This is a genomic window from Phaeobacter cretensis, from assembly GCF_047372505.1.
Lineage (GTDB): Bacteria > Pseudomonadota > Alphaproteobacteria > Rhodobacterales > Rhodobacteraceae > Phaeobacter > Phaeobacter cretensis.
Map to the genome: position 1 here is coordinate 3,663,115 of NZ_JBKBEU010000001.1, position 16,402 is coordinate 3,679,516.

A 16,402-nucleotide genomic window follows, 5' to 3' on the forward strand; every position below is an offset into this window, starting at 1 on the left:
CGTCTCTCATCCAGCCTCTTTTAGAGGCCAAACCATGCGGCCGCACCCTGGTCACCGGGGTGCGGCAGATTCCTTTGTTTCTTTCTGCCGTGCCTTGCGCTAAAGGCTGCGCAACGTCTTTGAAGGAGCACTGAGATGACCAGCGGCAAGAACGGTTTGACCTACGCGGATGCGGGGGTGGATATTGATGCAGGCAACGCTTTGGTGGACCGTATCAAGCCCGCCGCAAAACGGACAAACCGCTCTGGCGTCATGAGCGGGCTTGGCGGTTTTGGTGCTCTCTTCGATCTGAAGGCTGCAGGCTACAATGATCCTATTCTGGTCGGCGCAACCGACGGTGTCGGCACCAAACTTCGCATCGCCATTGACACCGGGGTTGTAGACGGCGTTGGCATTGATCTTGTAGCGATGTGCGTCAATGATCTGGTGTGTCAGGGTGCCGAGCCGCTGTTCTTCTTGGACTATTTCGCGACCGGCAAGCTTGAGACTGAGACAGCGGCCCGCATTATCGAAGGCATCGCAGAAGGCTGCGTCCGTTCTGGTTGTGCCCTGATCGGTGGGGAAACGGCTGAGATGCCGGGCATGTATCCCGAGGGTGATTTCGATCTCGCTGGGTTTGCCGTGGGGGCCATGGAACGTGGCACTGCACTGCCTGATGGCGTAGCTGAGGGTGATGTTCTACTCGGGTTAGCCTCCGACGGCGTACATTCCAACGGTTACTCTTTGGTGCGTAAAATTGTTGAGGTCTCCGGCCTTGGTTGGGATGCCGACTGCCCATTCGGTACTGGCACACTGGGTGAGGCGCTGCTGACGCCAACGCGCCTATACGTCAAACAATCTCTTGCAGCGGTTCGCGCTGGCGGCGTGCACGCATTGGCTCATATCACCGGCGGTGGACTCACCGAGAACCTGCCACGCGTTCTGCCAGAAGGCCTTGGTGCCGATATAGATCTCAACAGCTGGGATCTACCGAGCGTGTTCAAATGGATGGCGGCGACTGGTGGTATCGTTGAAATTGAGATGCTCAAGACCTTCAACTGCGGTATTGGCATGATCTTGTCCGTTTCCGCAGATGAGGCTGATGCGCTGACCAACGTTCTGGAAGGCGAGGGCGAAACTGTCATCCGCTTGGGCACTGTCACGGCAGGTGAAGGGATGCGCTATACAGGCAACCTGTTGTGAGCCACAAACGCGTTGCGATCCTGATTTCGGGTGGTGGGTCCAATATGGTCTCACTGGTCCGCAGTATGACCAGCGATCATCCGGCGCGCCCTTGTCTGGTTCTGTCAAATACGGCTGAGGCAGGCGGGTTGGCAAAAGCCGAAGCTGCCGGCATCCGAACTGCTGTTGTGGATCACAAACCCTATGGCAAGGACCGCGCTGCATTTGAGGCGGAGCTGATTCAGCCGATACTGGAGGCCGGTGCCGATATCGTCTGCTTGGCGGGCTTCATGCGGGTTTTGACTGACGGGTTTGTATCGCAATTTCAGGGGCGGATGTTGAACATCCATCCCTCACTTCTGCCAAAATATACCGGGTTGAACACCCATGAGCGGGCGCTGGCCGAAGGGGATATCCACCACGGCTGTACAGTCCATGAGGTGACTGCTGTACTCGATGATGGGCCGGTCCTCGGGCAGGCGCAGGTCAATGTCGCTACAGATGATACGCCCGAAAGCCTTGCTGCAAAGGTGCTTGTTGAGGAACATAAGCTCTACCCTGCGGTGCTGCGCCGCTACGCAATGGGCGATAAGACTCCAATTTTCCTACCTTAATGGGGGATCCCAGTGGTGGCGCTGTTGCCATGCCAGTCTGGGATCGATGCATTTGATGCAGGTGCTAGCAGGGCGGGTACCCCCAGTAAGATCAGCAGTGCGGCCGCGGCCAAAATGGGCGCTGACCCACCTGTTGAATGCGAGTTTGCTGTATTGATCGAGTGTACATCTAAGGCGGTCATGATGTGGTCTCCTTTCTAGGGCCCGACATCAATCTAGGCATCGGCGGCACATCTTCATAATGAATGTTTGATCGCCTTAACATCACAAAGCTTGAATGAAAGTGACTGCAGTGCGACAGGCGCATCATTGCTGGGCAGGAATTGTCTGGCCATTTGGCCACATGTTTGCATTGACCGGGACAAGCGCGTATCACCACTAAATAATTCAGATAACAAAAAAGCCGTAATTGATGAAAACTCTGACCTCTACCGAAGAACTGCAGGCCTTTTGTGAAGCTGCGGCGCAACATGCTTATGTGACGGTGGATACCGAGTTTCTGCGCGAGCGGACTTATTACTCCAAACTCTGTCTGGTGCAGCTGGCCTATCCGGGCAAGAACAATGAAAATGCCGTTCTGGTCGACCCGCTGGCTGATGGGCTGTCGCTTGAGCCACTATATGAGCTTTTTCGTGACGAAAGCGTCGTGAAAGTGTTCCATGCCGCTCGCCAGGATCTAGAGATCTTCTGGGTCGACGCGCAGGTCTTTCCCAAGCCGCTCTTTGACACGCAGGTTGCTGCGATGGTTTGCGGTTTTGGTGAACAGGTTGGATACGAAACGCTGGTGCGCAAAATTGTAAAGCAGGGGCTTGATAAGACATCTCGCTTTACCGATTGGTCCCGCCGTCCGTTGAGTGATGCGCAAAAAACCTATGCGCTGGCGGACGTAACACATCTGCGGCAGATCTACGAATATCTTGCAACGGAACTGGAACGCACTGACCGCGCCCATTGGGTGGGTGAGGAACTGCAGGTGCTGACCGATCCCGCCACCTATGATGTCGAACCGCAAGAGGCCTGGCGGCGTGTTAAAACCCGTACCAATTCGGGTAAGTTTCTGGCTGTTGTGCGCGAATTGGCTTCATTTCGTGAGAATTACGCAAAAACCAACAATGTGCCACGTAATCGCGTATTCAAGGATGATGCCTTGGTGGAGCTGGCGTCTACCAAGCCAAAGAATGCCGCGGACCTAGGTAATTCCCGTTTGCTGCTGCGCGAGGCTCGTAAGGGCGCAATCGCTGATGGCATTCTGAAGGCCGTAGCACAGGGGGTGAACTGCCCGGCCGGGTCGCTACCGCAGCCGGATCGCAGCCGGGAGAAAATGCAGGTAAACCCTGCGTTGGCAGATCTTCTGCGAGTTTTGTTGAAAGCCAAGACCGAAGCTTCTGGTGTGGCGGCAAAACTGATCGCACCAAGCTCTGACTTGGATGCTATCGCGGCTGGTCAACGGGATGTACCAGCACTGAACGGCTGGCGTCATGAGGTTTTCGGGGCTGATGCATTGCGTCTTTGCAACGGCGAAATCGCTCTGGCTGCCAAAGGTCAGGACGTAAAGGTGGTCACTATCTGATGTTAGTTAGCGGCGTGTTTGATACCGCTCCCTGTCCAATATAAAAGGCGCCCGAATGGGGCGCCTTTTTCGTTTAAAATTCAGAGATTACTTGTAGTCAGTAGATGTGTCGCGCCCGTTACCGGCGGCTCTCACGGGCATTTTGGGCTGCGACAACTCTGATGCTGCGCACGCTAGAAAGTTGCTGCTGCGTCAGGCTGACAGCAGCACGCAATGTGCGAGTGCGTTCGGTCCCAACCGCCGTCCGATACTCGGGGTAGATGGCGCGGAAAGTGAAGTCGAGGGTGGCATCACGTGTGCGTGCGTCGATATCCGCTTCGTCTAAGCGCAGCTCAACCCCATAGGCACCCTGACGCGCTGCGATCCCGGAGGCATAGACGATAGCGCCTGTAGGGGTCCGCTCAACCCGCATTTCGCTAACGCTTTGAACCAGCACCGAGCTATCCACTGCATCAGGTCGGGTAAAAACGCTGACACGATTTTTTACAGGGATCAGCGGGTTAACCGGCTCTCCGCTGGTCTCTTTCACCTCAACCTCGCCAGAGCCGCCAAACCAGTTCAATGGGTTCACCCGCGAGTCGCGAAAGCCACAGCCAGACAGCGCCACGGCCCCGATTAAGAGGAGTGCGAAAGATCTTTGCATGATGGTTCACCCGTTCGATATGTCCTCGCATGTGGTTACCCGATTGCAAGCCACTTGAAAAGCAGTTGAAAAGCCATTGTTTGCGGCTTAGGTCCTGCGATGTCACAGCTGTGTAAAAACCAGTGCGGCGAACTGGGGCGGAAAAGCATATGAGGAACACCTAAATGGCCAGTACAGCCTTTGAAGAGATTGTCGAAGATTTCGAGTTTCTCGAGGATTGGGAAGATCGCTACCGGCATGTCATCGAACAGGGCAAGGCGATGGATCCGCTGGACGATGCGCTGAAAGTGGCCGCTACCAAAGTTGACGGCTGCGCCAGTCAGGTCTGGCTTCACCCCACCATCGAGGCCGGTGTGTTCCATTTTGATGGCGAAAGCGATGCAATGATCGTGCGCGGGCTGATCGCGGTTCTGCGTGCGCTTTACAATGATCTGACATTAGGCGAGGTTCTGGCGGTTGATGCACGGGCTGAACTGTCAAGACTGGGACTGAATGATCATCTATCCGCGCAACGCTCCAATGGTCTGACAGCCATGGTGCAGCGTATTCGCGAAACGGCTGCTGCTGCGAGCTGACCCTCGGCGTAGGTCAGCTATTCAGGTCGAATTTCGAGCATATAGTTTACTCATGTGGTCACGAAGTAGCGCCACGCGGCGGGGGCGAAAGCTCTCACCGGTTTTCTTGTATCCTTCGATGCGGGTCACATGAAAAATACGAAAATCCGTTCGCTTGCAGCACCAGGCCAGCAGCATCACGTTCCGGTCATGATAGGATAGCGCCAGTGGATATATGCGGCGTTGGGTCAGGATATCTTTCAAATCGCGATAACCAATGTCCAAGGCTTCCTCCGCCCACATAGCCTCGCGCAGCAGTGTCATGTCGATTGATGGTACGGGGGGCGTGTTGAAACGGTGCACCATGTTAACAGCGTGCATGGCCTGTTGCTGTTGGCGCTCCGGAAGGGTTGCAAGGATCTTGACCAGTGCATCCTTGGCGGCTTGCGCCAGATCTGCGTCACCGCGCTGGTTTATATCCGCTAGCCCGAGAGTCAGCGCTTCCAGTTCGATTTGGGTAAAGGTCTGAGGGGGCAGGGCGGGGTCTTCGATCATCGTATAACCAAGCCCAGCCTCACCATCAATTCGAGCACCGGCAGCACGCAGGCTGTCGATGTCACGGTAGATCGTGCGCTCCGAAACCTCCATTGAAGCGGCCAGCCGCGCGGCGGTGACCGGTGGGCGCAACCCCCGGATCAAATGCAGCAATCGAAAGAGACGGTCTGTTTTGGGCATGAAGATATGTATTCACGGACATCCTGACAGGAACTGACAGGAGGCTAACGGTATATCAAGGGCACCAACACCACTAACTAGGAACGTCATTGATATGCCAACCCTTTACCATTCTCCGAACAGCCGCTCGTCTCGTGTGATTGCGCAGCTGATACTCATGGGCAAGCTGGATGAGGTTGAGGTAGTTTTCGTCGATATCCCGCGCCAGGACGGCGGTGGGCGCCTTGATCCCCGGAACCTGCATCCGGAGGGAAAAGTGCCATATCTGCTTACGGATGAGGGTCATGGAGTGCGCGAAAGCGCGGCAATCATGATGTATCTTGATGAGCTATTCGGCCAACCGTTAAGCCCAAAGATCGGCGCGCCACAGCGCGGTGCCTATCTCAGCTGGATGGCTTATGCGGGGGGGGTATTGGAACCTGTTTTGGTCGCCGCGTTCTCGGGGTTGGATCATCCTGCCATGACCAACACATTTCGCAGTATGACCGAGGTCTGCAACGCGCTGGAAACAGCCCTGAGTGATGCGCCGTATCTGTTGGGCGATGATCTTAGTCTTGCTGATATCTTGCTGGCTTCGCCGTTCCAGTGGGCGCCGCATCTGATGCCGGATAATCCTGTTCTTCAGGCTTGGGTGAAGCGCGTCGGTGCTGCGCAGGACAGCGAGGCAATCCTAGCCTATGAAACGAAGGCGATGGAGCAGTTCAGCTGACGGGTAGTGGCCTGTGTGGGGTCAATGAGCCCCAAGTCTAAATAGCCCTACGACGCGCGTTGCCTAATCGCGCGTCGTCGCGTCGCCCCACCGCAAAAGCGCTGTTTCGAGGTCACCATAGCCGGTAGGGCGATGTTCGAATTCTAGCCCCATGCGGTCAGCGCAGGCCCGAGCCTTTGTAACCAATGCGGGATCGCTCAACTGCGATTGATAGACCAACTTTGTATAGTTTCCGAAAACCATGTCGCGGAGTTCGGGATTCTTGTCTAAACCCATCGGGCGCCAGACAAAGGCGTCGAACTGTTTCACCAGAAAATCGGTCAGATAAAAGGCGGTGATTTCTCCGGCGTCGCTATGTGCGGCGAACCGGCTGTTTCCTTCAAAAAAGGAATAACAGTGTGGTCCGGCAATCATCTCAACACCGAGTTCTGCACATTTACGCTCCAGCAGTCCGCCGGTGCCGCAGTCAGCATAAACGATGTAGATTTTGTCGTAGACGGTTTTGTGCTTTGCAACCGCACCGTCAACGGCATCAACGATCTGTTCTGGATACAGATGCAGCTTGGCGGGCAGGCAGGTCAGATCTATGTGATCAAGCCCGTTCGCGTCCTTGATGTCAAGGATCTCACGCGCAAGGGCACCACAGGCGATAAGCAATATGCGGCCTGTTTTACGCTCCGGTGCTGCCAAACCCTGTTCGGTCAGCGAGGCTTCCTCAAGCGTTCGCCCGGTGGGCGGTTGGAACGCCGCTCGCTCAGTCAGGCGGGCGGCGCGTCCTTTGCGTGCCAAATTAGGCGCTCATCTGGTTGTGCTTACGCGCGACAAAATCCTTGGCCATTTCAACCGCTACAGCGGCGTCACGGCAGTAGCCGTCTGCTCCGATAGCCTTGCCGAACTCTTCATTCAGCGGCGCGCCACCCACAAGCACAACATAGTCGTCGCGCTTGCCTTGTTCGACCAAGGTGTCGATCACAACCTTCATGTATGGCATGGTGGTGGTCAGCAGCGCAGACATGCCCAGAATGTCAGGTTGATGCTCTTCCAGTGCTTCCAGATAGTTTTCGACCGGGTTGTTGATGCCGATATCGACGACCTCAAAACCGGCACCTTCCATCATCATCGAGACGAGGTTTTTGCCGATATCGTGAATGTCACCTTTCACTGTACCAATCACCATGGATCCCATGCGCGGTGCACCAGTCTCGGCCAGAAGCGGTTTCAGGATAGCCATGCCACCCTTCATTGCGTTGGCTGCCAGCAAGACCTCAGGTACGAAAAGGATACCGTCGCGGAAATCCGCACCCACGATTGTCATGCCGCCGACCAGTGCTTCGGTCAGAACCTTGTAGGGCATCCAGCCACGAGACAGCAGAATGTTTACACTCTCTTCGATCTCTTCCTTGAGGCCATCATAAAGGTCATCGAACATCTGCTGGACGAGTTCTTCGTCGTTGAGATCTGCCAGGATGATGTCATCTGCGTCTTCCGACATGGGTGTATTCCTTGACTGGGCGGGGTGACCCCGGATTGGCCTCGTTCTATTCGTATTGGTCCAGATTGCCCCTAGGAGACTGCAATGTTTGCGACATTGCCTTGGTCCGAACCGACCTATAGGGCCAAAAATAGCGGAATAATAATGAAGATTTCGCATGGAAATCTTCGGTTTCCCGCGTTTGTTCTTTATTTGTTCTTTATTTTGCGGCAATGTCCGCAGATGACTGATATTTTGACCCCACCGCCGCAACGTCGCAAAGCGCGCGCCAGTCTCAGCAATGCGGCAGGTCGCTTTGATCTGACACGGGCCGCAGTCGATGACGGTTGGGGAGGTTTGCAGGATTCGGTGGTTGATATCGATGGCAGGAGTGTGCCGCGCATTGATACCGACATCCGATACGAGGTGGCGCGGTCGTTGATTTCATATAGTAAATCTCCCGATCTGCCATTCGACCGGTCGATCAACACCTATCGTGGCTGCGAGCATGGTTGCATCTATTGTTTTGCCAGACCCAGCCATGCCTATCTTGGTCTGTCGCCGGGCTTGGATTTCGAAACCCGCTTGATTGCGCGACCCAACGCGGCAGAGGTTCTGCGTCGTGAGCTATCAAAGCCGCGCTATAGCGTGGCGCCCATTGCCATCGGCACCAATACCGATCCCTACCAGCCCTGCGAACGCGATCTTGGGCTCACCCGCGCCTGTCTTGAGGTGCTGGAGGCATTTTCCCACCCCGTTGCCATCGTCACAAAAGGCACGCTGATTGAGCGGGATCTCGATATTTTGTCAGCCATGTCTGCGCGTGGTCTGGTGCGGGTGGGTATTTCGGTCACCACACTTGATGCGGATCTGTCGCGTCGGATGGAGCCCCGTGCCCCATCACCTGCCCGGCGTCTTGCAACGATCCGTCGCTTGTCGGATGCGGGCGTACCGGTGCGGGTCATGACATCGCCCATTGTACCGGGGCTGACCGATCATGAATTGGAGGCATTGCTGGCGGCTGGATCCGATGCAGGGGCAGATGCGGCCAGTTGGATTATGCTGAGATTGCCGCGCGAGGTGTCGGAGCTTTGGCAGGAATGGTTGGCGGAACATGTGCCGCTGCGAGCGGATAAGGTCATGGCAAGGCTGCGCGAAATGCACGGCGGTCGGGACTATGACCCGCGCTGGGGGCATCGTATGCGGGGGGAAGGCCCCTATGCCGAGGTGATCGCCAGTCGATTTAAGGCTGCGTGCAGGCGTCTGGGGCTCGCGCAACGCTCACCTGAACTGCGCTGTGATCTCTTTGCAAAGCCTGCGCAGCCCGGAGATCAGTTGGATCTGTTCTAGCCTGCAATCGTGTCGTCAACTAAAGCTTGCCCGAAGCGATGGTATGTCACTTCGGGCAAGCTTTTGTTCTATCGGTGGGCGCGAGGTTGCCTGGGCTTATGCGCGACGGCGACCACGCCGACTGCGGCGCTCAGGGGCGGTATCTTCGCCAGTGCCATCGCCGGCCGATGTGAAGGGCCCTAGCGCCGAGACGATTTGGTCTAAGGTCGGTTTCTCACCGCGTGGGCGGGTGTCCAGCGCCTCGCGCATTGCACGCAAATGATCCGGCATTGTGCCACAGCAACCGCCAACTATCTTAGCGCCGCAATCGCGCGCCATGGCTGCATATTCACCCATCAGTTCGGGTGTCCCGTCGTAGTGGATATGACCATCGACATATTTCGGGATGCCCGCGTTGCCTTTTGAAATCATAGGTCGGGTAGTGCCTTGTGCTGCAAAACCCAGGACAGTGCGGAGGATATCCGATGCGCCAGTGCCGCAATTGGCACCAAACGCGAGCGGCGCCGGATCAAAATCCTCAACCAATCCAGCCATATCGGCGGAGGTAACACCCATCATGGTGCGGCCCGCGGTGTCGAAGCTCATAGTGCCGCACCAGGGCATATCGGCCAGCTTAAACGCCTCGGCAGCGGCACGGAATTCTTCAGGAGCCGAAATCGTCTCAAGCCAAAGCACATCAACACCGCCCTCTTTCAGTGCCTCGGCCTGCTCATGGAACATCTCCACTGCCAATGAATGGCTCAGGTCACCCACGGGCTGCATGATGTCGCCGGTAGGGCCAACAGATCCAGCGACGGCGATCTTGCGTTCTGAGCGGTCGGCGACGTTGCGACCCAGCTCGGCACCCGCGATATTTAACTCGCGAACCCTGCGTTGGGCGTCGTGCAGTTTCAACCGCGACGCGGTGCCACCAAAAGTATTCGTCAGGAATAGATCGCTGCCCGCATCAACCGATCCCTGATACAGCGCAGTGATCTTCTTTGGTTCGTCCACGTTCCACAGTTCAGGCGCATCACCGGATTGCAGGCCCATGTTGAATAGATTGGTGCCGGTGGCCCCATCAGCAAGAAGAGCATCCTTGGTCTCCAGCAGCGTGATGAAAGTGTTGGTCATGGGCGATTCCTGTGGGACTTGTTTGGGGAGGTCTGCCAAGGGAGGCGGATGCCATCAACCCCTTTCGGCATATGACGGTAACCCGGTCTGTCATGCGCGACGTACAAGGGCAATTTCATTTTTTTCATCTTCATTATGAGCGGCCTCATCACTTGTTACGTCGTTGTCCCATTCGGGACGCGGGATTTCGCGCAGTTAGGCACTGCGGCGTTCTAATTTATGCCGGATGCTCTTGTTGTCTGCGGGGACGGCGGGTGTTTCGCCCTGACGCGGGAAATTGTTGCTACCATCTGCCTGTTCATTCTGTGTTGGCCAGTGCGGTAACGGTGCCGGGTGGTGGACCAGACGGAGCAGCTCCGCGAGAGCAATCGCCATCTGCAAGAACGACGGGGCGGCGACATAGCGGTCTTCCCACTTGGGTGCGAACGCGGTCTTGAACCGGCGTAGTCCGGGATCCAGGCGTTTGGCAAAACGATGATCAGGCACAGCCGCCAACGACAAGCGAGGCACAGCTGCTTCGGCGGCGTCGGACAATGCAGCGCGGATCAGCGCGTGGCTGGTACCATCAGGAGCATCTGACAGCAGTCGGATCAGATCGAGACACCATTCCTTGGGGGTCGCATGAAAACTGACAAACCCGACCATACGATTGTCGTGCCACGCAATGAATACCCGTTGCTGAGCCAGATATTCTGGCTGAAATCGTCCCATGGTCGTGCCCTTTGCACCGCCGTGAGCAGATTGCCAGGCGGCATCGACCTGGGCCATTTTTTCGGTCAAGACATCTTGATCGGCAGACTGATCTGCCGCGAGGACGCGAACGCAGGCCTTCTCAGCCTGCCTTAATTTTCGACGTAGCTGACGGCGGTTGGAACCTGTTTCGTTAAACGAGATAGGGCACAGCACAGCCTCTTGCGCGATCCGCAGAACCCGCCAACGCGCACGGCGGCAATCTACAGCGTCTCGGGCGCTGCATTTATACAGGCAGGCGACAGCATTGCGCAGTCTAGCATGGGATTTCAGCCCTGGAAGTGCTTCGGTCAAGTGGCCACTGACGGTGCCAAACAACGCAATCGATGCCTGAGGACTGTCGAGAAGTGCGACTTGGTTCAAGCCAAAGGCGTGAATGTGTCCACCATTTTGTTGGATGACGGCACTTTCTGCCGTTGGGCGGTTCTGTGGCAAGTGCGAGGCTGGTCGCATGGCGCTGCCCTGCAAGGCCTCCGGATCTGTGGCCGCGGCGCTGGTGGCATCTGTGCCGCCAACTGCCAACCAAGCGAGAGTGGGCCAGGCAAGGCAAAGCCCGGCGACGATGGCTGGCAGAATGTAATAGACAAGTCTGAAGGCCACGATCGCGGCGATAACCTCTGTGGTAATTTGCGCGGGCAGCATTGCACAAAGAGCAAGCTCAAACGCGCCGGCGCCGCCGGGGGCTGAAGAGAGTATGGCTACGCCAAGCGCCAGAAAATAGGCAGGTAGGAGTGCTGCCAACGATAGGTCCACGCTTTCAGGCAGCAACAACCAGAGCGCAGTGCCGGCTGCGATCACATCGATCAGAGCCCAAAATCCGAGTGCAGTGATTGCTGTCACTGATGGCCACCGCAGGGTCATACGACCAATCCGAACAAGCGGAACAATAGCCATCGTGCCTATCATGAGCAGTGTCGCTGATAGTATAGCACCACCAAGCCAGATGTTCGACACAGGAGCCGGGCTGATCATCAGGGCCGCGCCGCATATTCCGGCCAAAGCAATCAGGAATGTAACGGCGACCATACCCGTGAGCTGTGCAGCGCGTAACGGCCGCAGGCCTTTCAGCATGCGCCAACGTGCGAATGCCCCGGTCACCAGACCAAAACCCAAGGTCTGTGACAGTGCTATCGCGACGATACCAGCGCGCCGCGCTTTGGGGCCGTCTAACCCGGTTCTGAGATGACGGTGCGCGACAGTGTCATAGCGACCAAGAGCCCCGAAGCTGATGCAAGTTGCGAGCAGAGATCCGCCCCATTGCCAGGGCGACAGGGTGCTTAATATCTCGCGCAACTCCTGCACATCCGGCAAAGGCACATGTGCCTGCAACAACGCGATACAGCCGATCATAACGGCCACAGGCACTGCCAGACGCAGGCTGCGCGCGGCAGCCCGCGTTGGTGCGCGGCTGACAATGGACGGGTACTTGGGCATCAGGATCCTTGTTGCTTACGGCGTTTCGCCATCTGCGGATCCTAAGCACGATGAATTGTCACCGGGTTAATGCATTTGATATATCAGTAATTTTTACGCCAAAACGCCGCAAATTCAGGCTTTGTCATTCAAGATATCTGCCTTAGCTTCAGGTAGCAGGGCAGCACGTTTGTCACGTACCTCGTCGGGGCTTGCGCGCCCTTTTAGATCGCCGCTAACCTTGCGTAGAACATCCTCAAAACCGGCTTCCTCAAAATCTGCTTTGATCACTTCGAGCGCATAGGCATCGGCGTCAGCTCCTGTTTTACCCAGAAGGCCAGCAGCCCAGAGCCCCAACATCTTGTTGCAGCGCGCCTGTGCTTTGAATTGCATCTCTTCATCGTGGGCAAATTTAGCCTCAAAGGCATTTTCGCGGTCGTCGAATGTGGACATGGATCCTCCTTCATCTCTACAATCGTTGTACGTCAGTAGGATATGTGAACGATTTACTGCACCAACAAGAGGTGAGCTGGGCGATTGATTGATGATCAACAGTCATCACTTACTGCAGCGTCTGATCCGATCGCAGGCAATTTCATTCGCCGATTATCGTCTGCGCCGTGTAGATACATGCGGGACAGGGACCAAGCTTGCGGCAAAGCGCCCCTTGCCTTATGAGGGCGGCAGTTCCCGGGCATGAGATTCCCGCTTTTTTCCCGAAAGGCTGCGCATGGCACGTCGCAAGAAGATTTACGAAGGCAAGGCGAAGACACTGTATGAAGGTCCCGAGCCGGGCACAATCGTTCAGTATTTCAAGGATGACGCCACCGCCTTTAACGCCGAAAAGCGTGACATCATCGAAGGTAAGGGCGTGCTCAACAACCTGCTGAGCGAGTTCTTTATGCAGGGCTTGGGCCAGATCGGCGTACCGACGCACTTTCTCAAACGGCTCAATATGCGCGAACAACTGGTTCGCAGCTGCGAGATCATTCCGCTTGAAATTATCGTACGCAACTACGCGGCCGGATCGATCTCCAAACGTCTTGGCATTGATGAGGGGACGCAGCTGCCACGTCCGATCGTCGAATATTGCTATAAGGATGATGCACTCGGGGATCCTTTGGTCACCGAAGAGCATATCGCGGCCTTTGGTTGGGCCACCCAGCAAGATATGGATGACATTCTGAGCCTGGCTCTGCGCGTAAATGACTTCCTTTCGGGCGTTATGCTAGCGGTCGGCATTAAACTGGTGGATTTCAAAATCGAAATCGGCCGGGTCTATGATGGAGATTTTCAGCGCCTTGTGATTGCTGATGAGATCAGCCCTGACAGCTGCCGTCTCTGGGACATGAAAACTGGCCAGAAGCTCGATAAAGATGTGTTCCGCCGCGATCTTGGCAGTCTGACCGATGCCTATACGGAAGTGGCACGGCGTCTGGGCCTCATGCCGAATAATCCACCAGCCGGCGGCAAGCCAACGCTGGTGAATTGATCTGATCCACCGGTCCCGCCCTGGCCACATCGGGGCGGGATTTTGATTGTTCAAAGAAGAAGTCCCTAATCCGGGCTTTGCCATCGAAACCTGAGGGAAGATGCGATGAAGGCACGCGTGCATGTAATGCTGAAGAACGGGGTTCTGGATCCACAGGGCGAGGCCGTGCGCCATGCTCTTGGCGCTATGGGTTTTGACAAGGTAGACGGCGTGCGTCAGGGCAAGGTGATCGATCTCGATCTGGCCAATGATGCGACCGAAGCCGATGTCACCGCGATGTGTGAAAAGCTGTTGGCCAACACTGTGATCGAATCCTACAGCATCGAGATGCAGGGATGAAGGCGGCTGTTGTAGTCTTCCCCGGCTCCAATTGTGACCGAGATCTCGCCGTAGCGTTCGAGCAAGCGGGCTGTGACGTTTCTATGGTCTGGCACAAGGACAGTGCGTTGCCTGACGGCATCGATATTGTTGGCGTCCCTGGTGGCTTTTCCTATGGCGATTACCTGCGTTGCGGCGCAATTGCAGCGCAATCTCCGATCTGTCAGGCGGTTGTGGATCATGCGTATCGTGGCGGTTATGCCATCGGAGTATGCAACGGATTTCAGATCCTGACGGAAACCGGTGTTTTGCCAGGTGCGCTTTTACGCAATGCGGGCCTGAAATACATCTGCCGCACTGTTGACCTTCAAGTTGCCACAGCAGACAGCGTCTTTACCGAGGCCTATACTGCTGGCGATGTGATCGGCGTGCCGATCGCGCATCACGATGGCAACTACTACGCTGATGCTGATACCGTCGCAGCGCTGCAGGATCAGGATCGCGTGGCCTTCCGCTATGTGGATAACCCCAATGGTTCGGTTGCGGATATCGCAGGTATCCTGTCTGAAAACCGTCGGGTTCTGGGCATGATGCCCCACCCTGAACGCGCGGCTGACGCGGGCCATGGTGGTACCGACGGTGTGGCAGTGTTTCGCGCACTTGCCGGGCTTGTCACTGCGGCGTGACTTGTGAAGGCGTGACGGCATGCGTTAGGTTTTCCTATGACTGCCACGCGTGACGCACCCATAGTTTCCGAAAGACCGCGTTCCCGCACAACGTCGTGGCGGGTGCGCCTTGCGTTGTTGGTGCTGATGTCGGTCGCGGCGGTGACTGTTTGGATGACCAACCGCTCCCTAACTGATCGCTTTACCGAAAGTACGCGCAACCGCGCTGAGCTGCGATTGGCACTCTATTCTGGAAATCTTGTGAGCGAGCTTGGACGCCACGCCATCGTGCCGCAATTGCTGGCGCGGGATCAGGCATTGATTTCAGCGCTGCAATCCAATGACTTTTCGCTCTCTACTCAGCGACTGATATCCTTCGTCGAGGAAATCGGTGCTGCCTCCATCATGTTGATGGCGCAGGACGGGCGCACTGTCGCGGCCACGGATCGCAACAGACTGGGGGAAACCCATCGCAATGCGGCCTATTTTGTAGATGCCTTGCGGTCTAAAACCACAGTGTTTTCCGCCCTGAGGCGAGAGGTCGGCAGCTATCGTTTCACCTATTCACGGCGTATCGTTGATACTTCTGGTATTCTTGGTGTGATCGTGGTCGAGGTCGATCTACAGAAATTTGAGCGCGCTTGGGCTGGCATATCTGATGCTGTGATGGTCAGCGATAGCACCGGTACGATTATATTGGCCACGGAATCCCGCTGGCGCGGCCTGTCGGAAGATGACGCGTTGCAATTGCAAACACCGGAAGGCGCTATACAGCGCGCGATCCGCGCCACGGCCGATTGGACGGCGCTGCCCGCAGATGCCTATCTTCAGGGCGAGGCGGTGATGCGATTGGAATCCCGCATTCCGTTCCAGGGCTGGCGGCTGACCTCCTTCACCACCTATGCGTCGATCCGGGAGAGGGTAAACACGGTATTGGCGTTAGAGATCATGGGATTCGCCATTCTTCTGGCGCTCGCGTTCTATGCATTGAGCCGCCGAACAGCGCTGCGCATGGCGTTGTTCCAGCGTGAGTCGGCAGAGCTTCGCGTATTGAACGTTAGGCTACAGCGGGAAATTGCCGAGCGGGAGCGGATGCAGGAGAACCTTGCCGTCGCTGAACAGAGCCTTGCGCAAAGCTCGAAACTGGCAGCTCTGGGTGAGATGTCAGCCGCCGTAAGTCACGAGTTGAACCAGCCGCTCGCGGCGATGAAAACGTACCTCGCCGGTGCACGGTTATTGCTTAATCGCAATCGTCCTGAGGAGGCGTTGGCATCCTTCGGGCGGATCGATGATCTGATCGAACGCATGGGAGCAATTACCCGCCAGCTCAAATCTTATGCGCGCAAGGGCGGTGACGCGTTCAGCCCGGTAAATATGGGCGATGCGCTGGCCTCGTCGCTCTCAATGATGGAACCACAACTGCGCCAACGGCATGTGAAGATCGCCCGAATTCTACCCGAACAACCTGTCTATGTGATGGGGGATCGGATGCGAATTGAACAGGTTATGGTGAACCTGTTGCGAAACGCATTAGACGCTACAAAGTCGGTCGCAGACCCTGAAGTGGAAATCCTGCTGGCAGCAGGAGAAACGGCGACCCTGTCAGTGCGCGACAACGGTGTCGGGATCAAGGAGTTCGGCAGCCTCTTTGAACCCTTTTACACCACCAAGCAGCCGGGAGACGGCGTTGGGTTGGGTCTTGCCATCTCCTCCGGTATCGTGAACGACCTAGGCGGACGGTTAACCGCTCGAAACGGACAAAGCGGTGGCGCCGTATTTGAAATGCAATTGCCGATCCTTGTGGACGGTATGGAGGCCGCAGAATAGCGCGGTATCACTGGATG

Annotated in this window: 18 protein-coding genes; 10 read left to right on the top strand and 8 right to left on the bottom strand. The window is 56.4% G+C overall.

From position 1 onward, the window contains the following. The first annotated feature begins 135 nt into the window (after positions 1-135). Together purM and purN are read left to right on the top strand one after the other, a co-directional pair. Positions 136-1,182: a phosphoribosylformylglycinamidine cyclo-ligase gene (gene purM / locus ACEWZM_RS17360; protein ID WP_414007630.1), complete on the top strand. Its 1,047-nt coding sequence runs from the start codon at positions 136-138 to the stop codon at positions 1,180-1,182. Beyond that, positions 1,179-1,775, top strand: a complete 597-nt coding sequence (purN, locus tag ACEWZM_RS17365; RefSeq protein WP_414007631.1) for a phosphoribosylglycinamide formyltransferase — start codon at positions 1,179-1,181, stop codon at positions 1,773-1,775. The genes purM and purN overlap by 4 nt, the downstream gene beginning before the upstream one ends. Here purN and ACEWZM_RS17370 read toward each other — a convergent pair. Continuing rightward, positions 1,772-1,957 carry a hypothetical protein gene (locus ACEWZM_RS17370; RefSeq protein WP_414007632.1) on the bottom strand — a complete coding sequence of 62 codons (186 nt, stop codon included), beginning with the start codon at positions 1,955-1,957 and terminating at the stop codon, positions 1,772-1,774. The two genes, purN and ACEWZM_RS17370, sit on opposite strands and share 4 nt — an antisense overlap. A gap of 230 nt (positions 1,958-2,187) precedes the next feature. Here ACEWZM_RS17370 and rnd point away from each other — a divergent pair, with 230 nt between their 5' ends. After that, positions 2,188-3,345, top strand: a complete 1,158-nt coding sequence (rnd, locus tag ACEWZM_RS17375; protein WP_414007633.1) for a ribonuclease D — start codon at positions 2,188-2,190, stop codon at positions 3,343-3,345. A 118-nt stretch (positions 3,346-3,463) separates the two neighbouring features. Here the strand turns inward: rnd and ACEWZM_RS17380 are convergent, their stop codons facing one another. After that, positions 3,464-3,988, bottom strand: a complete 525-nt coding sequence (locus tag ACEWZM_RS17380) for a hypothetical protein (protein ID WP_414007634.1) — start codon at positions 3,986-3,988, stop codon at positions 3,464-3,466. 164 nt (positions 3,989-4,152) lie between these two features. On the opposite strand from ACEWZM_RS17380, the gene ACEWZM_RS17385 reads away from it, so the two are divergent. Next, positions 4,153-4,563 (top strand): SufE family protein, encoded by a 411-nt coding sequence (locus ACEWZM_RS17385; RefSeq protein WP_414007635.1) that lies wholly within the window; start codon positions 4,153-4,155, stop codon positions 4,561-4,563. Between the two features lie 21 nt (positions 4,564-4,584). Here ACEWZM_RS17385 and ACEWZM_RS17390 read toward each other — a convergent pair whose 3' ends face one another. Then, positions 4,585-5,277, bottom strand: coding sequence for a helix-turn-helix transcriptional regulator (locus tag ACEWZM_RS17390; protein WP_414007636.1), 693 nt, complete (start codon positions 5,275-5,277; stop codon positions 4,585-4,587). 94 nt (positions 5,278-5,371) lie between these two features. Here ACEWZM_RS17390 and ACEWZM_RS17395 point away from each other — a divergent pair, with 94 nt between their 5' ends. Further along, positions 5,372-5,986 (top strand): glutathione S-transferase family protein, encoded by a 615-nt coding sequence (locus tag ACEWZM_RS17395; protein ID WP_414007637.1) that lies wholly within the window; start codon positions 5,372-5,374, stop codon positions 5,984-5,986. Between the two features lie 63 nt (positions 5,987-6,049). Here the strand turns inward: ACEWZM_RS17395 and ACEWZM_RS17400 are convergent, their stop codons facing one another. Beyond that, positions 6,050-6,775, bottom strand: coding sequence for a DUF1638 domain-containing protein (locus ACEWZM_RS17400; protein WP_414007638.1), 726 nt, complete (start codon positions 6,773-6,775; stop codon positions 6,050-6,052). A gap of 1 nt (position 6,776) precedes the next feature. Beyond that, positions 6,777-7,478, bottom strand: coding sequence for a corrinoid protein (locus ACEWZM_RS17405; RefSeq protein ID WP_414007639.1), 702 nt, complete (start codon positions 7,476-7,478; stop codon positions 6,777-6,779). 222 nt (positions 7,479-7,700) lie between these two features. Here ACEWZM_RS17405 and ACEWZM_RS17410 point away from each other — a divergent pair, with 222 nt between their 5' ends. Further along, entirely contained in the window at positions 7,701-8,807 is a 1,107-nt protein-coding gene (locus tag ACEWZM_RS17410; protein ID WP_414007640.1) for a PA0069 family radical SAM protein, read from the top strand. 96 nt (positions 8,808-8,903) lie between these two features. Here the strand turns inward: ACEWZM_RS17410 and bmt are convergent, their stop codons facing one another. The 3 genes from bmt to ACEWZM_RS17425 form a co-directional block, all read right to left on the bottom strand. After that, a complete protein-coding gene (gene bmt, locus ACEWZM_RS17415; protein ID WP_414007641.1) occupies positions 8,904-9,920 on the bottom strand; it encodes a betaine--homocysteine S-methyltransferase in 1,017 nt (338 codons plus the stop codon). A gap of 195 nt (positions 9,921-10,115) precedes the next feature. Further along, complete coding sequence (locus ACEWZM_RS17420) at positions 10,116-12,104, bottom strand: phosphatidylglycerol lysyltransferase domain-containing protein (RefSeq protein WP_414007642.1); 1,989 nt, start codon at positions 12,102-12,104, stop codon at positions 10,116-10,118. A 114-nt stretch (positions 12,105-12,218) separates the two neighbouring features. Further along, the gene (locus tag ACEWZM_RS17425) at positions 12,219-12,536 is read right to left on the bottom strand and encodes a DUF1476 domain-containing protein (protein WP_414007643.1); all 318 of its coding nucleotides are present in this window, start codon (positions 12,534-12,536) and stop codon (positions 12,219-12,221) included. Between the two features lie 277 nt (positions 12,537-12,813). Here ACEWZM_RS17425 and purC point away from each other — a divergent pair, with 277 nt between their 5' ends. The 4 genes from purC (at position 12,814) to ACEWZM_RS17445 (ending at position 16,385) form a co-directional block, all read left to right on the top strand. Next, on the top strand, positions 12,814-13,575 hold the full coding sequence (purC, locus tag ACEWZM_RS17430) for a phosphoribosylaminoimidazolesuccinocarboxamide synthase (protein WP_414007644.1): 762 nt from the start codon (positions 12,814-12,816) through the stop codon (positions 13,573-13,575). 105 nt (positions 13,576-13,680) lie between these two features. Next, positions 13,681-13,914 (top strand): phosphoribosylformylglycinamidine synthase subunit PurS, encoded by a 234-nt coding sequence (gene purS, locus ACEWZM_RS17435; RefSeq protein ID WP_414007645.1) that lies wholly within the window; start codon positions 13,681-13,683, stop codon positions 13,912-13,914. Then, positions 13,911-14,579 carry a phosphoribosylformylglycinamidine synthase subunit PurQ gene (purQ, locus tag ACEWZM_RS17440; RefSeq protein ID WP_414007646.1) on the top strand — a complete coding sequence of 223 codons (669 nt, stop codon included), beginning with the start codon at positions 13,911-13,913 and terminating at the stop codon, positions 14,577-14,579. Before purS ends, purQ begins: the two co-directional genes overlap by 4 nt. A 36-nt stretch (positions 14,580-14,615) precedes the next feature. After that, positions 14,616-16,385 (top strand): ATP-binding protein, encoded by a 1,770-nt coding sequence (locus tag ACEWZM_RS17445; RefSeq protein WP_414007647.1) that lies wholly within the window; start codon positions 14,616-14,618, stop codon positions 16,383-16,385. The last annotated feature ends 17 nt before the right edge of the window (positions 16,386-16,402 follow it).

Excerpts from the sequence above, each read along its gene's own strand:
- purM (WP_414007630.1), top strand. The coding sequence starts at position 136 with ATGACCAGCGGCAAGAACGGTTTGACCTACGCGGATGCGGGGGTGGAT.
- purQ (WP_414007646.1), top strand. The coding sequence starts at position 13,911 with ATGAAGGCGGCTGTTGTAGTCTTCCCCGGCTCCAATTGTGACCGAGAT.
- ACEWZM_RS17385 (WP_414007635.1), top strand. The coding sequence starts at position 4,153 with ATGGCCAGTACAGCCTTTGAAGAGATTGTCGAAGATTTCGAGTTTCTC.
- rnd (WP_414007633.1), top strand. The coding sequence starts at position 2,188 with ATGAAAACTCTGACCTCTACCGAAGAACTGCAGGCCTTTTGTGAAGCT.
- ACEWZM_RS17395 (WP_414007637.1), top strand. The coding sequence starts at position 5,372 with ATGCCAACCCTTTACCATTCTCCGAACAGCCGCTCGTCTCGTGTGATT.
- purC (WP_414007644.1), top strand. The coding sequence starts at position 12,814 with ATGGCACGTCGCAAGAAGATTTACGAAGGCAAGGCGAAGACACTGTAT.
- ACEWZM_RS17410 (WP_414007640.1), top strand. The coding sequence starts at position 7,701 with ATGACTGATATTTTGACCCCACCGCCGCAACGTCGCAAAGCGCGCGCC.
- ACEWZM_RS17370 (WP_414007632.1), bottom strand. The coding sequence starts at position 1,957 with ATGACCGCCTTAGATGTACACTCGATCAATACAGCAAACTCGCATTCA.
- purS (WP_414007645.1), top strand. The coding sequence starts at position 13,681 with ATGAAGGCACGCGTGCATGTAATGCTGAAGAACGGGGTTCTGGATCCA.
- ACEWZM_RS17445 (WP_414007647.1), top strand. The coding sequence starts at position 14,616 with ATGACTGCCACGCGTGACGCACCCATAGTTTCCGAAAGACCGCGTTCC.
- ACEWZM_RS17390 (WP_414007636.1), bottom strand. The coding sequence starts at position 5,277 with ATGCCCAAAACAGACCGTCTCTTTCGATTGCTGCATTTGATCCGGGGG.
- ACEWZM_RS17425 (WP_414007643.1), bottom strand. The coding sequence starts at position 12,536 with ATGTCCACATTCGACGACCGCGAAAATGCCTTTGAGGCTAAATTTGCC.
- bmt (WP_414007641.1), bottom strand. The coding sequence starts at position 9,920 with ATGACCAACACTTTCATCACGCTGCTGGAGACCAAGGATGCTCTTCTT.
- ACEWZM_RS17380 (WP_414007634.1), bottom strand. The coding sequence starts at position 3,988 with ATGCAAAGATCTTTCGCACTCCTCTTAATCGGGGCCGTGGCGCTGTCT.
- ACEWZM_RS17420 (WP_414007642.1), bottom strand. The coding sequence starts at position 12,104 with ATGCCCAAGTACCCGTCCATTGTCAGCCGCGCACCAACGCGGGCTGCC.
- ACEWZM_RS17405 (WP_414007639.1), bottom strand. The coding sequence starts at position 7,478 with ATGTCGGAAGACGCAGATGACATCATCCTGGCAGATCTCAACGACGAA.